The sequence below is a fragment of the Pseudomonas sp. DSV-1 genome (genome assembly GCF_035830915.1).
GTDB lineage: Bacteria > Pseudomonadota > Gammaproteobacteria > Pseudomonadales > Pseudomonadaceae > Aquipseudomonas.
In genome coordinates this window covers 4,384,219-4,399,512 of sequence record NZ_JAYMYG010000001.1, presented here as the reverse complement: position 1 = coordinate 4,399,512, position 15,294 = coordinate 4,384,219, and the positions used below count along the sequence as shown (strand labels likewise).

At 61.7% G+C, this 15,294-nt stretch carries 14 protein-coding genes; 11 read left to right on the top strand and 3 right to left on the bottom strand.

Going from position 1 to position 15,294, the window contains the following annotated elements:
* The first annotated feature begins 76 nt into the window (after positions 1–76).
* The 11 genes from VSQ83_RS20615 (at position 77) to VSQ83_RS20565 (ending at position 10,624) form a co-directional block, all read left to right on the top strand.
* A complete protein-coding gene (locus tag VSQ83_RS20615; RefSeq protein WP_326427410.1) occupies positions 77–766 on the top strand; it encodes an NYN domain-containing protein in 690 nt (229 codons plus the stop codon).
* A gap of 202 nt (positions 767–968) precedes the next feature.
* On the top strand, positions 969–1,880 hold the full coding sequence (locus VSQ83_RS20610) for a TauD/TfdA dioxygenase family protein (RefSeq protein ID WP_133078854.1): 912 nt from the start codon (positions 969–971) through the stop codon (positions 1,878–1,880).
* Between the two features lie 36 nt (positions 1,881–1,916).
* Positions 1,917–3,011: an ABC transporter substrate-binding protein gene (locus VSQ83_RS20605; protein WP_133078855.1), complete on the top strand. Its 1,095-nt coding sequence runs from the start codon at positions 1,917–1,919 to the stop codon at positions 3,009–3,011.
* A gap of 148 nt (positions 3,012–3,159) precedes the next feature.
* Complete coding sequence (locus VSQ83_RS20600; RefSeq protein ID WP_219262388.1) at positions 3,160–4,062, top strand: ABC transporter permease; 903 nt, start codon at positions 3,160–3,162, stop codon at positions 4,060–4,062.
* Positions 4,059–4,853 carry an ABC transporter permease gene (locus VSQ83_RS20595; protein WP_219262389.1) on the top strand — a complete coding sequence of 265 codons (795 nt, stop codon included), beginning with the start codon at positions 4,059–4,061 and terminating at the stop codon, positions 4,851–4,853. Before VSQ83_RS20600 ends, VSQ83_RS20595 begins: the two co-directional genes overlap by 4 nt.
* Positions 4,854–4,878: 25 nt before the next feature.
* Positions 4,879–5,643: an ABC transporter ATP-binding protein gene (locus tag VSQ83_RS20590; protein ID WP_095029759.1), complete on the top strand. Its 765-nt coding sequence runs from the start codon at positions 4,879–4,881 to the stop codon at positions 5,641–5,643.
* Positions 5,644–5,676: 33 nt separating this feature from the next.
* The gene (locus VSQ83_RS20585) at positions 5,677–7,008 is read left to right on the top strand and encodes an LLM class flavin-dependent oxidoreductase (RefSeq protein ID WP_326397311.1); all 1,332 of its coding nucleotides are present in this window, start codon (positions 5,677–5,679) and stop codon (positions 7,006–7,008) included.
* Positions 7,009–7,133: 125 nt separating this feature from the next.
* Positions 7,134–8,168 carry an ABC transporter substrate-binding protein gene (locus VSQ83_RS20580; protein ID WP_219262391.1) on the top strand — a complete coding sequence of 345 codons (1,035 nt, stop codon included), beginning with the start codon at positions 7,134–7,136 and terminating at the stop codon, positions 8,166–8,168.
* Positions 8,168–9,034, top strand: coding sequence for an ABC transporter ATP-binding protein (locus VSQ83_RS20575; protein ID WP_219262392.1), 867 nt, complete (start codon positions 8,168–8,170; stop codon positions 9,032–9,034). Before VSQ83_RS20580 ends, VSQ83_RS20575 begins: the two co-directional genes overlap by 1 nt.
* Before the next feature lie 2 nt (positions 9,035–9,036).
* Positions 9,037–9,816 (top strand): ABC transporter permease, encoded by a 780-nt coding sequence (locus VSQ83_RS20570; protein ID WP_048352525.1) that lies wholly within the window; start codon positions 9,037–9,039, stop codon positions 9,814–9,816.
* Positions 9,817–9,832: 16 nt separating this feature from the next.
* Positions 9,833–10,624 (top strand): ABC transporter substrate-binding protein, encoded by a 792-nt coding sequence (locus VSQ83_RS20565; RefSeq protein WP_326427409.1) that lies wholly within the window; start codon positions 9,833–9,835, stop codon positions 10,622–10,624.
* Between the two features lie 846 nt (positions 10,625–11,470).
* On the opposite strand, the gene VSQ83_RS20560 is transcribed toward VSQ83_RS20565, so the two are convergent.
* From VSQ83_RS20560 to VSQ83_RS20550, 3 genes are read right to left on the bottom strand one after another with little or no spacing between them, the layout of a single operon-like run.
* A complete protein-coding gene (locus VSQ83_RS20560) occupies positions 11,471–12,694 on the bottom strand; it encodes an acyl-CoA dehydrogenase family protein (protein WP_326427407.1) in 1,224 nt (407 codons plus the stop codon).
* Between the two features lie 16 nt (positions 12,695–12,710).
* Entirely contained in the window at positions 12,711–14,417 is a 1,707-nt protein-coding gene (locus tag VSQ83_RS20555) for an ABC transporter ATP-binding protein (protein ID WP_326427406.1), read from the bottom strand.
* The gene (locus tag VSQ83_RS20550; RefSeq protein WP_326427404.1) at positions 14,414–15,292 is read right to left on the bottom strand and encodes an ABC transporter permease; all 879 of its coding nucleotides are present in this window, start codon (positions 15,290–15,292) and stop codon (positions 14,414–14,416) included. Before VSQ83_RS20550 ends, VSQ83_RS20555 begins: the two co-directional genes overlap by 4 nt.
* Between the last annotated feature and the right edge of the window lie 2 nt (positions 15,293–15,294).

Below are 15,294 nucleotides of genomic sequence, written 5' to 3'. Positions count from 1 at the left end.
GTGATTCAGTTCGCTGGCCGTTGGGGTGAAAAAACCGGCCCAGGGCCGGTTTTTTCGTTTCCAGGGATAGGAAATCTTGCGTACAGCGTGCTTTGTAGACGGCTACAACGTGTTTTACGGCCTGCTGGCCGGCACTCCGTACAAGTGGCTGGATCTTCCTGCCCTGCTGGCTCATATCATCCGTATCGAACACTGCGACAGCACGCTTGCTGCTGTGAGTTTTTTCACCTCCGGCGTCAAACCCTCATTGGCCAGCCGTGGCATTGCCTCAAAAGAGGCCCAGGACACCTACATTCGTGCGCTGATATCACGGGGTGTCGATGTGTATTACGGACGTCACCAGCTTGAATCAGGCAAGGCGCCGCGTTTTGTTGATAAGGCCACTGCGGCGTCCAGAGATGACCAGGTTGAGATCTGGAAGCTTGAAGAGAAAGAGACGGACGTTCATATCGCCATCAGTATGTACCGGCTTGCGGCCCGGCAGGCCGCGTTACCACTTGAACTGCGTGTAGAGCAGCTTGTCCTGGTATCTGCCGATACCGATATGACCCCGGCTTTAAGGGCGCTCAGGGAGGATTTCCCCGGACTGCAGCTAGGAGTGATCCTGCCTCACCGTGAGGGCATTCAGCGAACGGCTCCGGGTTCGTTGAAGCAGTACGTGAACTGGATGCGACAGGTGGTCACTAACGCCGAACTGGCCCGGTATCAGTTCCCTGCACGTATACCCACCCGCAAAAAACCAGCCGACAAACCAGCCTACTGGTGAGCCTTTAGCTTCTGGTTTCAGGTTCATTCACTTAATCAGTTATGACCTTACAACCAAAAAACTTATAACTATTTAAAGTCGTTAAAACGGGTTGAGTTCTATAAAAGTGCTCATCTATCTTTAGATTAAATAGTGATTAGTCAGCGCTGCTTTTATGCCTTTATGATCTGTCCACAACAACTCGTGAGGCAGGAGTGGCGCAATGACTATTCAAGTAAAACCTGTGGCAGGTCGGATTGGTGCACAACTTGAAGGCATAAAACTGGGCGGGGATATCAGTGCCGAATCATTCGAGTTTATTAATCAGGCACTGTTGAAATACAAAGTTCTGTTCTTTCGTGATCAGCATCTGGATGACGCCGAACATGAAGCCTTCTCTCGACGCTTCGGTGATCAGGTGCCCCATCCGACCGTGCGCTCTGCCGAGAAAAGCGCCGCCATCCTGCATCTGGATGCCAAGGAAACCCGCGCCAACTCCTGGCACACCGATGTGACCTTTGTTGCCAACTACCCAAAGATTTCCATCTTGCGCGGTGTGGTCATTCCGCCTTATGGCGGCGATACCGTGTGGGCTAATACCGCATCGGCCTATGCCGACTTGCCAGAGCCTTTAAAACAATTGGCCGACAGTTTGCGTGCCTTGCATACCAATGTGTATGACTATGCCGCGCCGCGCGATACCGATGAGTCGGGTCTTAAGCGTTATCGCGAACAGTTCACCGCCCAAGTGTATGAAACCGAACATCCCCTGGTTCGCGTTCACCCTGAGTCCGGCGAAAGAAGTTTGTTGTTGGGCCACTTTGTAAAAGAACTGCAGGGTGTTAGCAGCAATGACTCCAAACAACTGATCCGCCTGTTCCACGACCGCATTACCCATGTCGACAACACCGTGCGCTGGCGCTGGCAGGAAGGCGATGTGGTGATCTGGGACAACCGCGCCACGCAGCATATTGCGATCAACGACTACGGCGATGCCCAGCGCATCGTGCGCCGCACCACCATCGACGGCGACGTGCCGGTGGGTGTGGACGGTCGCCTGAGCCAGGCGCTCAAGCCGACGCCTGAGACGCGCTCGCCCAAAACCGAAGCCGACAAAAAACACCTCGCCGCCTGACCGGCCGAACCCCATCGCTCCCAGGAAAACCAGCCCATGGCCTCATTCAACGCTAAATCCCTGTTTCGCAAAGGTCGCATCGCCGCCGCGCTGGCAGCAGTCATGGCTGTGCCGCTGGCCCAGGCCGATGTTTTACGGATCGGTGTAGCCACCGCCGGTGGGGGTGATCCGGTGACGTTCAGTGGCTCGACCCTCGGGATCGTGCGCAACCAGCAACTGCTGGAAAAGGCTTTCGCCGGAAGCGGAACCGACGTGCAGTGGTTCTTCTTCAAAGGGGCTGGCCCCGCAGTCAACGAAGCCTTGTCCAACCAGCAACTGGACTTCGCCTATCAGGGCGATCTGCCTGCCGTGGTCGGACGCGCCAACGGCCTGGACACCAAGCTGCTGGCGGCCCTGGGTGTGAGGGCCAATCTGTATCTGGCCGTGCCCAAGGGCTCGGACATCAAAAGTATCGATGACCTCAAAGGCAAGAAAGTCGCGGTGTTTCGCGGTACCAACGGCCATCTGGTGTCGATCAACCTGTTGGCCGAGCACGGCCTGACCGAGCGCGATATCAAGGTCATCAACCTCGATACCGGCAGCACTCAGGCAGCGCTGGTTTCCAACGGCGTGGATGCCGCCTTTGGCGGTCGTGAACTGTTCAAGCTGCGCGACAAGGGCCTGATCGACATCATTTACGACAACCCCACCCAGGATGTGCGTTACACCCGCCAGACCGCATTGGTGGTTCGCGGGGCCTATGAAAAAGAGCATCCGGCCAATGTACAGAAGGTTGTCGACACCCTGGTGGACGCTGCGAAATGGACGTCCGAAGAAGACCACCGTGAGGCCGTTTTCGCCGAGTGGGCCAAGAGCAACGAACCGGTTGAGTCGCTGCGCGCCGACTCTGCCGGGGTCAGCATCCGCGACAAGGCTTCCCCGCTGATCGATCCCTTTTTGTTGAGCCGCTACAAGGCGGTGGCGGAGCAGGCCAAGGACGAAAAGTTGATCCGTCGTCCGGTCAGTATCGATGGCTGGTTTGAGCCTTCATACCTGCAGGCGGCCCTCAAAGCCAAAGGCCTTGAAACCTTCTGGACGGCCTATGGCCCGGATGGCAAGCAGCCTGAAGGCAATGCGGTAGCGGGCAAGTAACTGCATACCCCTGTGGGAGCGGGCTTGCTCGCGATTGAATCGACGCGGTTATCCAGACAGACCGTGTCGTCTGCATCGCGAGCAAGCCCGCTCCCACAAGGTCGCCAACAGGAACTCCGTTTTTTGTAGTAGCTAAGGAGCCACGCACATGGCCAGGGCACAGACCGTCACACCCCAGCAGTACGCACCGGCGCTACCCAAGGCCAACGTCAAGCGCTTGCCACCCGCACCGCCCCGGCCCGTACGCAAGGTCGAGGTGCCCCGCACATCGGCCTGGGCTTCAAGACTGGGTGACAAGGCGTTGCCGTGGCTGCTGCCGCTGACGTTGCTGGGCCTGTGGTACGTGGGGGTTGAACTGGGTCTGCTCTCAGAGCAGGTGCTGCCGCCGCCCGCCTATGTCTATGAAACCCTGTCGGACCTCTTCACGTCAGGCGACCTGTGGATAAATGCGGCCGCCAGCCTGCAACGGGTGGTGGTCGGCTTTGCCCTGGGCGCCGCTGTCGGTGTGGCGCTGGGGTTGGCCATGGGGCTGTCGAAAACCGTCGAGGATTATCTGCTTCCCACCTTCAATGCTCTGGTGCAGATACCGGTACTGGGCTGGCTGCCGTTTGCCTTGCTGCTGTTCGGCATCGGCGAGCCGCTCAAGTATGTGCTGATCGCCAAGGCCGCGATGGTGCCGATCACGCTGTGCACCTTGCAGGCTTTTCACCAGGCCCCCAAAGGGTTGCTGGAAGCGGGTCGGGCTTACGGCTTCAGCCGTTGGCAGAGCGTGGTGTTCATCGTGTTGCCTGCGGCCATTCCGACCCTGTTCACCGGTCTGCGCCTTGGCTTCACCAAAGCCTGGCTGTCACTGGTGGTGGTTGAGCTGGTGGCGTCGAGCGAAGGGCTGGGTTACCTGATTGTGTATGGTCGCCAACTGTTCCAGCTGGATCTGGTGATGGCGGCGGTGGTGGTGGTCGGTGCGATCGGACTGTTGATCGATCGCGGTTTTGATCACGCCGAGCGGCGCCTCAATCGTGGCCGCGCACCTGTAGCGGGGCGCCTGTCATGAGTAGCGCCCTGGCAATCAATCATGGCAGCAGCATCAGCCGTCGCTATCGCGGCTGGGTATTGCCGATCAGCGCCGTTGCCCTGTGGTGGCTGGCTTCACACATGGGCTGGAGCCAGTCCGGTCTGCTGGTCTCGCCGGAAAAGGTCGCGGCCACGGCCTGGGACCAGATAGCTTCAGGCAAGTTCTGGCGGGCGATCAGCGCCAGCCTGGCGCGCAACCTAAGCGGCTTTTTTATCGGCACCACCCTGGGTCTGGTGCTGGGCTGCCTGCTGGGCCTGTCGCACTACTTCGAGCGGTTGGTAGGCCCCAGCTTCAACACGTTCAAGCAGATTTCGCTGTTCGCCTGGATCCCGCTGATCTCGGTGTGGTTTGGCCTGGGTGATGTGGCCAAGGTGGTGTTCCTGTCACTGGCGGCGCTGGTGCCGGTGGTGGTGAACACCTGCGACGGCCTGCGCAATGTGCCGCCCAACCTGCTGGAAGTGGCGCGGGTCTACCGCTTCAGCCGCTGGCAAACCATCGTCGGGGTCATGTTGCCCGCCGCCTTGCCGTCGATCTTCACCGGGCTGTATCTGGCGCTGGTGTATTCGTGGCTGGCGACCATCGGTGCCGAATACCTGCTGGTGTCGGGGGAGGGCATCGGCAACACGCTGATCGATGGCAGCGAGCATTTCATGATGGACCTGGTGCTGTTCGGCATGGTGGTCATCGGCCTGGTGGGCTGGAGCCTCAATGCACTGGCCCGGATTTTTGAGCGACGGATGCAGCGCCTGTACGGCATTGACCCGCGTTGATCGGCACTTTCAGAAGGATTGCAGCATGCTCAATAACAGCCTGACCCTGGAAAACATCAGCAAGCGCTTTGCTTCCCGACCGGGCAGCACCAGCCAATTGCAGGTACTGGACAATATCCAGCTCGACATCGCCCCCGGCGAATTCATCAGCATCGTCGGCGCCAGCGGTTGCGGCAAGTCCACCCTGCTGCGCCTGATTCTTGGCCTGGACGAAGAGTACGAGGGGCGCATCCTGCTCAATGGCCAACCCATCGACGGCACGGGTCTGGAGCGCGGCATCGTGTTTCAGGATCACCGTTTGTTCCCTTGGCTCAACGTCGAACAGAACGTGGCGGTCGCGCTCAAGAATTCGCCCCTGAGCGCGAAGGAAAAGCGCGACACCGTGCGCGAGCATATCGAGCTGGTGGGCCTGCAGGATTTTATCGACGCCTACCCGCATCAGATCTCTGGCGGCATGGCCCAGCGTGTGGCCATCGCCCGGGGGCTGGTCAATCGCCCCAGCGTGCTGCTGCTGGACGAACCCCTGGGCGCCCTCGATGCCCTGACCCGTGCGCGCCTGCAGGGTGAGCTGCAAAACATTTGGGCCAAGGAAAAAATCACCATGATCCTGGTCACTCACGATGTGGACGAGGCCGTGTTCCTGGGCGATCGCGTGGTGGTCATGCAGCCCAACCCCGGGCGTATCCGGCGCATTCTCGACATCGACCTGCCGCGCCCGCGCAACCGCAGCGACAGCCGTTTTATTGCTCTGCGCGACGACGTGCTGAGCGACTTCGCCGAACTGCATTGAACCCCTCCGTCACCTGAATTCAGAGAACAGAACATGTCCGAACGTCAGCTCAGCCTCAACCTGTTTATCTACCCCAACGGCCATCACGAAGCGGCCTGGCGCCATCCACAGTCGGTGCCGGAATCGTCGATGGACATTGGTTACTACCAGCAGTTGGCGCTGCGTGCCGAGCGGGAAAAACTCGACGCGATCTTTTTTGCCGACTCGCCGTCACTGGCCGAAAGCGGCCGTGAAGGCCTGCGCATCCGTTTTGAACCGGTCACCTGGCTTGCCGCCATTGCCGCAGTGACCCAGCGTATCGGCCTGATTGCCACGGCCAGCACCACCTACAGCGAACCCTACAACCTGGCCCGCTCGTTCAGCGCGCTGGACCACCTGAGCAAGGGCCGTGCAGGCTGGAATATCGTCACCACCTCAATGGCCGCCGCCGCGGCCAATTTCGGCCTGGATGAACATCCCTCGGCCCATGACCGCTACGCCCAGGCTGAAGAATTCGTCAACGTGGTCGGTAATCTGTGGGACAGCTGGGAAGACGACGCGCTGGTGCTGGACAAGACGGCCGGGGTGTTTGCCGACAGCACCAAGGTGCACTCGATCAACCACGTGGGCGCCTACTACAAGGTCAAGGGCCCGTTGAACTCGCCGCGTTCGCCACAGGGGCGGCCGGTGCAGGTGCAGGCCGGTTCTTCCGAAGATGGCCGTGACTTTGCCGCCAGGCATGCCGAAGCGATTTTCACCGCTCACCAGACCCTGAACAGCGCGACCGAATTCGCCAACGATATCCGTGCCCGGGCCAAGGCGGTGGGCCGCGACCCTGGCCAGTTGAAAATCCTTCCGGGCATCAGCCCGTACATCGCCAGCACCGAGGCCGAAGCACAGCGCAAGTTCGATGAACTCAACGATCTGGTACTGCCCCATGTGTCCCTGGGGCAACTGCGACGCATGCTGGGGGTGGATTTGAGCGGGCAGGACCTGGACGCGCCGTTCCCCCGTCACCTGATCAACTTCGAGGGTGTTGAAAGCCAGTCCAGCCGCTTCAAGTTGATCATCGACATTGTGGATCGCGAGCACGTCACCTTGCGCCAGTTGATCAACCGCCTGGCCGGTGCGCGGGGTCATTGGGTGCCGGTGGGGACGCCGGTGCAGATTGCCGACTTGATCGAGCAGTGGTTCCGCAGTGGCGCGGCCGATGGTTTTAACGTGATGCCGCCCGCGTTCCCCGATGGTTTTGACGTGTTTCTGGATGAAGTGCTGCCGATTTTGCGCAAGCGCGGTTTGTTCCGCAGTGAGTACGCGGGCAGCACGTTGCGCGAGCACTACGGCCTGACGCGTCCGGATTCGCGTTACGCCCTGAAAACAGCCTGATTGTCTTGGGTGGGAGCGGGCTTGCTCGCGATGCAGGCGCTGCGGTCTGCCTGTCGAATCACGGTGATGCCGTCGCGAGCAAGCCCGCTCCCACAACAGCAGCACTCAATCCATAAGGAGCGGGCATGAACCCGATCAACAACAGAAGAGCTTTCCTCAGAAGTTGCGCCGTACTGGGCGCAGTCGGTGCTGCCGGCATCCTGCTGCCCGGCTGCGAAAAAAAGGACGCGGGCGCCGGTAAAAGCGCCGCCGTGATCAAGGGCCGCGCCGATCAGGTCGTGGACTTCAAGTACCCGGACAACCCGTCATTCGATCTGGTCTACGTCGCCGATTCCCTCGGCTATTTCGAGGGCACCCGCGCACGGCCCAAGTACATCGGGCGCATCGCCGCACCGCAGATCATTCCGTTGACCGGCACCGGCGAAATCGACTTCGGTGCGCGCATGGTGCCCCTGGTGATTTCAGCCATCGCCAGTGGCCTGGATCTCAAGGTGGTCGCCGCCGGTGGCAGGACGCTGCAGGAAGCCCCGCACATGAAGTACTTCGTGCGCGACAATTCGGGCATCTTCAAACCCAAGGACCTTGAAGGCAAAACCATCGGCTTCAACAGCTTTGGCGCCTGCGCCGAGTTCGTGACCAAAAAATACCTGCGCGAGCAGGGCGTCAACGTCGACAAGATCAACTGGGTGGTGGTGCCGGACAACCAGGGCGAGCAAACCCTGGCCACCGGCAATATCGACGTTGCCATCATCCATCCGCCATCGTCCGGGGGGGCCGAGAACAACCCGGCGCTGCGCAAGCTGTGGAGCGACTACGACCTGGACGGCGGCCTGGGCGGCATGGCGCCGTACAGCGTGTTCGGCAAGTTCAGCCGCGAGAATCCGGAGGCCACCCGCGACGTGGTCAATGCCATTGCCCGTGCTGCCAACTGGGTCAATGCCAACCCCGACGACGCCCGCAAGATCACTTCCGAGCGCATCGGCATGAAGCTTGAACTGGTAGAGCGCTTTGCCTATATCGACGATCTGGTGGTGACCGAACCGCCGATTCAGTACTACATCGACATCCTCGAAAACGAAGGCAAGATCAAGAAAGGCTCGATAGGGGTCAAGGATGTCTACACCAACGAATTCAACCCATTTGCCCGGGGACACGCCTGATGGCTGCCCACAAGATCATCGCCCGTGACCTGAACATGGAGTTTCAGGCACGGGACGAAGCCGGGCGTGAGGAGCGGGTGCCCGTACTGGAGGGGTTCGACTTGCAGGTGCGCGAGGGCGAGTTTCTGTCCATCCTCGGGCCGTCGGGCTGTGGCAAATCCACCTTCATGAACATCCTCGCCGGGCTTGCCCACAAGACCGGTGGCGACCTGCTGGTGGACGGTAAACCCCTGCAAGGCATCAACCGCAATCAGGGGGTGGTGTTCCAGGGGTATGCGCTGCTGCCCTGGCGCACGGTGCTCGACAACATCGCCGTGGGCCTGGAGATTCGCGGTGTGGGCAAGGCACAGCGACTGGAAACCGCCCGCGAATACCTGGAGCTGGTGGGGCTCAACGGTTTTGCCTCGCGCTACCCCCACGAGTTGTCCGGCGGCATGCGCCAGCGCGTGGCCATTGCCCGCTCGCTGGCCTACGACCCGGACGTGCTGCTGATGGACGAGCCCTTTGCGGCCCTGGACGCGCAAACCCGCGAGACCTTGCAGAGCGAATTACTGCGCATCTGGGACACCCATAAAAAAACCATCGTGTTCATCACCCACAGCCTGGACGAGGCGATCTTCCTGTCGGATCGGGTGGCGGTGATGACTCAGCGTCCGGGGCGGATCAAAGAGATTTTCGATATCGACCTGGCCCGCCCCCGCCTTCCTGAACTGCGCAATACCCAAGCCTTTGTGCACTATCGCCAGCGCGCCTGGGAGGCCCTGCGCGATGAAGTGACCGACCTAACCCGTGAGCCAGCAGCAGCGGCGACGCATCAGAACTGGCAGAGCATTGCGACTCTGGGTGGTTATCGGATTGGAGTATGACCATGGGCTTTAAATTGACTTCACGCCGGGTGTTCGACAGCACCGTGGGCATTGTGGCGTTCCTGGCCCTTTGGGAGGCGTTGCCGCAATTGGGGATCGTCAATCCCGGCTACCTGAGCCCGCCGTCGGCGGTGTTGGGTGCGGTGCTGGACCTGGCCAGCAGCGGTGACTTGCTCAAGCACGTGCAGGCCAGCCTGTTTCGCTCTTTTGCCGGGTTGCTGCTGGCCATCGCCTCGGGTGTCAGCCTGGGGTTGATGATGGGCTGGTTTGCACGGGTCGAAAGTGTGCTCGATCCGTTGTTGCAGTTCTTCCGCCAGACCTCGGCGCTGGCGTTGTTCCCGGTGTTTATTCTGTTTTTGGGCATTGGTGAATTGTCCAAGATCGCGATCATTTTCTGGGCGTCGTTCTGGCCGATTCTGTTGAGTACCATCAGCGGCGTGAAGCAGGTCGATGGGTTGCTGATCAACTCGGCACTGTCGATGGGCGCGAACCGCTGGTTTCTGTTTACCAAAATCGTGCTGCCGGCGGCGTCGCCTTCGATCTTTACCGGGATTCGTCTGGCGGGTGCGTATTGCATCACGGCACTGGTGGCTGCCGAGATGATCGGGGCTCATTCCGGGTTGGGTTTTCTGACGCTCAATTCCCAGGAGGTGTTCCAGATTCCCAGCATGTACGCAGGCATTCTGCTGTTGGCGGTGGTGGGGTTGTTGCTGAACTTTTTGCTGGCCTTGCTGGAGCGGCGTTTTACCTATTGGCGCCGGGGCTTGCGCCACGGTGGTTAGGTGGTTGGCGGCAGTGGTGACTGGCGCAGTGGCGCTGGTCGCCTGGCAATGGCCTGTGGCACCGGGCGATATGCCCCGGGGGCCGCTGTTGCAGGCGGCCGAACAGCGCCAGGTGCTGCGCGTGGGCGTACGCAGTTATCCGCGCCCGACCCTGGGACAGGAAGCCCTGGTTGCCGAGCCGGATGAACTGGACAGTCAACTGGCCGAAGCCCTGGGGTCTTACCTTGGCTTGAAGGTGCAACTGCAGGCGCTGCCCGATACGGCCGGGTTTAACGATGGCAGTGTCGATCTGGTGATAGCCGGGAGCTTGAAACTGCCTGTGGTGGCTGATCGGGTGGCGAGTCTGCGCAAGTTGCCGGTGCAGTACCGGGAGGGTGCGTTGATTGGCTTGCGCAATGCGCCCCGGCGCCCGATACAGGGGCAAAGCGTGTGCATTGCCGTTGGCAGTCCCTGGGCGCAAACCTTGGTGCAACAGGGGGCCGAGTTGCGAACTTATGTATCGTCGATTCGTGCCGCGGTGGCGTTCATGGCGGGCGAGTGCAACCTGTTGGCTGAAGAACGCAACAGCTTGCAGGCGCTTGCACAGGCGCCGGACTGGCGTTTCTACACGTTGTTGCCGCAGACATTGAAGGCGAGCAGTGATGTGCGGGTATACCTGAGCCGCACCGACAAACAGAGCCGTGCGCTGATCAATGCGGCGTTGCATGACTGGCAGGCCCGTGGCGGCCAGACCCGTGCCTGGGATTTGCGCAGCAATGCGTTGCTGGTGGACAGCCTGAAGATTGGGGATGGGCTGGTGTGTCATTGAGCCCAATGGCCTGCCCCTGTAGTCGCTGCCGAAGGAACGAGGCTGCGAAGCAGTCGTAAAGTCAGCTTGCACGGTTTATCAGGCAAACCGCGTGTACCGGATTTGCGACCGCTACGCGCTCGATCGCAGCCTCGTTCTACTCGTCAGCGACTACACGCGGGTGGGTGGCGAATCTGTAGTCGCTGACGAGCTGTGCGAGGCTGCGTCCGGCTGCGAAGCAGTCGTAAAGTCGGCTTCCACGGTTAATCAGGCATACCGTGTGTACCGGATTTGCGACCGCTTCGCGCTCGATCGCAGCCTCGTTCTACTCGTCAGCGACTACACGCGGGTGGGTGGCGAATCTGTAGTCGCTGACGAGCCGTGTGAAGCTACGTCCGGCTGCGCAGCAGTCGTAAAGTCAGCTTGCACGGTTAATCAGGCAAACCGCGTGTACCGGATTTGCGATCGCTACGCGCTCGATCGCAGCCTCGTTCTACTCGTCAGCGACTACACGCGGGTGGGTGGCGAATCTGTAGTCGCTGACGAGCCGTGCGAGGCTGCGTTCGGCTGCGCAGCAGTCGTAAAGTCAGCTTGCACGGTTAATCAGGCAAACCGCGTGTACCGGATTTGCGATCGCTACGCGCTCGATCGCAGCCTCGTTCTACTCGTCAGCGACTACACGCGGGTGGGTGGCGAATCTGTAGTCGCTGACGAGCCGTGCGAGGCTGCGTCCGGCTGCGCAGCAGTCGTAAAGTCAGCTTGCACGGTTAATCAGGCACGCCGCGTGTACCGGTCTTGCGACCGCTATGCGCTCGATCGCAGCCTCGTTCCTTCGGCAGCGACTACGGGTTTTTCGTGATTTTTATCCTACGCCACACCAATGCGCCATTGCGCAGGCGGCGGTGTGCCGTTGACCGCGAAGTCACCCACGATCCGGCTCTTGTAGATACGCGGATTGTGGGACGACAACGTCCGCGCATTACGCCAGAAACGGTCCAGCCCCAATGGCTTGAGGGTGGCCGACGCACTCAGCGCATCAAACAAATCGCCACTGGCCTTGATGATCAGGTCCGAGACGATGGTTTGTGATTGCGCCACTTCCAGTTCCGCGATGTTCACCGCCAGGGTCAACGCCTGTTCGTCGTCGCTCAAGCTCGCTTCATGGGCGCGTTGCAGGGCCTGCGCGTTCAGTGCCGTGATGGCTCCCGCGGTGTAGGCCGCGCTTCGCAGGTTGCCCACCACTTGCAGCACTTGCGGATCCTGTGCCACACGCGGGGCATTGCCGCTGCTGAAACTGCGGGTGCGCTTGGCCACGTGCCCGGCCGTCTCTGCGGCCAGCGCCCGGCCAATTCCGGCCAGGGTCGCGGTGTGCACGGTCTGGTAAAAAGCCGGTGAATAGCGAAAGCGGTTTTCAGCCAGGATGACGTTGATCGGATCGACCGGCACTTCGCGAAAATGGGTCGTGCCGCTGGCGGTCAGGGTCTGGCCGAAACCGTTCCAGTCATCAATGATTTCAACCCCGGGGTCGCTGGTGCGTACAGTCACCGAGACTCGCTGTTCATCAGGGTTGTTGGCGCTGACATCGACCCAGTCGGCATACAGCGCACCCGTGGTGTAGAACTTGCTGCCGCTCAGTTGCCAATGGCCGCCGTGCAGGCTCAGGCGGGTACCGAATTCAAGCTGTTTGGCGTTGCCCACTTCGCCGGACGCCGGGCTGACGGTCTCGCCACGGCCCAGTCGCTCCAGCCAGATGCCCTGATATTCACGGTCGCGGCTGTTGAGCAGGTTTTCGCAAAAACCAAAGTGCCCGCGCAACGACTGCACCAGGTTCGAGTCGGCCTCGGCCAGTTCGATCAGCAGGTTGAACAGTTCGGGCAGGCTGGCGCCCGCGCCGCCGTATGCCTTGGGTACGCGAACCGTGGTGAAGCCTGCTTCCTTGAGCCATTGCAGTTCCTGGATCGGCAGGCGCCGCTCCAGTTCGCGATCCACTGCCCCCTCGCGAATCCGGGCGAACAGGGGGCGAAAACGTTGCGCCAGGTCTTCGTATCCGGCCGACGGGACGGCGCCCCAGGCTGAGTCTATGTGTGACATGTGATGCTCCTTGGAATTACCAGCCAACAGCAAAGCGCAGGCCGGATACAGGCAGGGGTGGGGGGCTCGGCGCCGCAGCGCCCGGTATCGCCGCCAACAGGCGACGGGTGTAAGGGTGCCGGGGTGAGTGCCAGAGGGTGTGCGGGGTGGCTTGCTCGACAATCTGCCCTTGTTCCATCACCAGGATCCGGTCGGCGAAATAGCGCACCACCGACAGGTCGTGGGAGATAAACAGGTAGGACAGGCTCAGTTCTTCGCGCAGTTCCACCAGCAGGTTGAGAATCTGGGCCTGGGTCGAGACATCCAGTGCCGACACCGGCTCGTCGCAGATCACCAGCCGGGGTTTGAGGATCAGCGCCCGGGCGATGCCGATGCGCTGGCGCTGGCCACCGGAGAACTGATGGGGCAGACGCGCCAGACTGCTGCGCGCAAGACCGACGGCGTCGAGCATTGCCAGACGTGCCTGTTGGCGCTGCCCCGGGTCGTTCTGTCCGTGCAGGCGCTGCACGCGGTCGAGAATGGTCTCCACGCTGTGGCGCGGATTGAGCGCGGCATAGGGGTCCTGGAAAATCATTTGCACCTGGCGTCGCCAGCCCAGCAACTCCTCACCGGCGAGGCTGGCGATGTCGCGCCCGTCGAACTCGACTGTGCCGCTGCGGGCAGGCAGCAAACGCAGCAGGGTGCGGCTGAGGGTCGACTTGCCGCAGCCCGATTCGCCGACCAGTCCCACGCTCTCGCGCTCGCCCACTTCCAGACTGATGCGGTTGAGCACAGTGCTGTCGCCGTAGCCGGTGGTCAGGTCGCTGACCTTGAGCAGCGCCGGGTTGCCGGCGGGTGCCCGTGGCTTGCGCCCCGGCCCGTAGTGGCTGCTGTTGACGCTGTAGCGCGTGGCCTGGCCGGGCTGGCGCTCGATGTTGATTTCGGCCAGGCGGTTGTTCAGGTAGTGCTGGTCATGTTCCGCTCCCAGCGAAGCCTGAAGCAGGCCGCGGCTGTAGGGGTGTTGCGGGCGATCGATCAGGGCACGGGTCGGCTGGCTCTCCAGCGCGTGACCGTCGTGCATCACGATCACCCGGTCGGCGTGCTGGCCAACCACTCCCAGGTCATGGGTGATCAACAGCAGCCCCATGCCCAGTTCGCCGCGCAAACGGGCGAGCAATTCGAGAATCTGCGCCTGCACGCTCACATCCAGCGCGGTGGTCGGCTCGTCGGCGATCAACAGGCGCGGCTGGCAGGCAATCGCCATGGCGATCACCACCCGCTGGCGCTGACCGCCAGACAAATGTTGCGGGTACTCGTGCAGGTGGGCTGCGGGGCGGGGCAGTTGCACCAGCGCGAACAGTTCTTCGACGCGTTTCCAGGCCTGGCGACGGGTGAGGTCGGTGTGCGCCAGCAGGTTTTCGGCCACCTGTTCGCCCAGGGTCAATACCGGGTTGAGGCTGGACAGCGGGTCCTGAAAAATCATCCCCAGCGCGTTGCCTTGCAACTGGCGCATCTGCCGGGGCGCGATGCTCAGCAGGTCCTGGCCTTCAAACAAGACCTGGCCGCCCAGCCGGGCGTTGTCCGGCAGCAGGCCCATCAGCGCCAGGGCCGTGGTGGATTTGCCGCAGCCGGATTCACCCACCAGTGCCAGGGTCTCGCCTGCCTGCAACGTGAAGCTCAGGTCTTTTACCGCATCGGCGTTGTCGTAGCTCACGCGCAAACCGCGTACGTCCAGAAGGCTCATGGGATATACCGTCGCAGGCGAGGGTTGAGGGCGTCGTTGAGACCGTCGCCCAGAAGGTTGAGGGCCAGCACCACGAAGATGATTGCCAGCCCCGGCAGGGCGGTCAGGTACCAGCCGCTGGCGATCTGTTCACGACCGCTGCCGAGCATGGCGCCCCAACTGGCTTGATTCGGGTCGCTCATGCCCAGAAAGGCCAGCCCGGCTTCCACCAGAATCGCCTGGGCGATCAGGATCGAGGTGGTGACCACCAGTGGCGCAAGGGCGTTGGGCAGGATTTCGCGCAGGATGATCGAGCTGTTGCTGAAGCCCAGGCTGCGGGCGGCGGTGACGAAGTCGGCTTCGCGCAGGGTACGGAATTCGGCGCGCACCAGCCGCGCGACCGTTGGCCATGAGGAGATGCCGATCGCCAGCGCGATGATCCCCAGCGTCGGGTTGCCGATGGCCACGATGACGATCACCAGCAAAAACGACGGCACGGTCTGGAACACTTCGCAGATGCGCATCAGCACATCCCCCAGCTTGCCGCCGTGGTAGCCGGCCAAGGCACCGACCAGCCCGCCGATCAATACGCTGATGAGGGTGGCGCTGGCGGCAATCAATAAGGAGCCCCGGGCGCCGTGGGCGATGCCGGCAGCCACATCGCGGCCCAGTGAGTCGCTGCCCAGAAAGTAGCCCGGGTCGTCGCCGGGCCAGAGCATCGGCATGGCGACCATGTCCAACGGATCACCGGGATAGAGCGTTCCGGCCAACAGCGCCAGGGTGAGTACCAGCGCCAGCATCGTCGCGCCGATCAGTGCCGAAGGGTTACGCAACAGGGCCGTCCAGACGCTTTCGCTGTAGCCGGTCGGGGCGCTTTGCAGCACGGCAGTGGTCATGG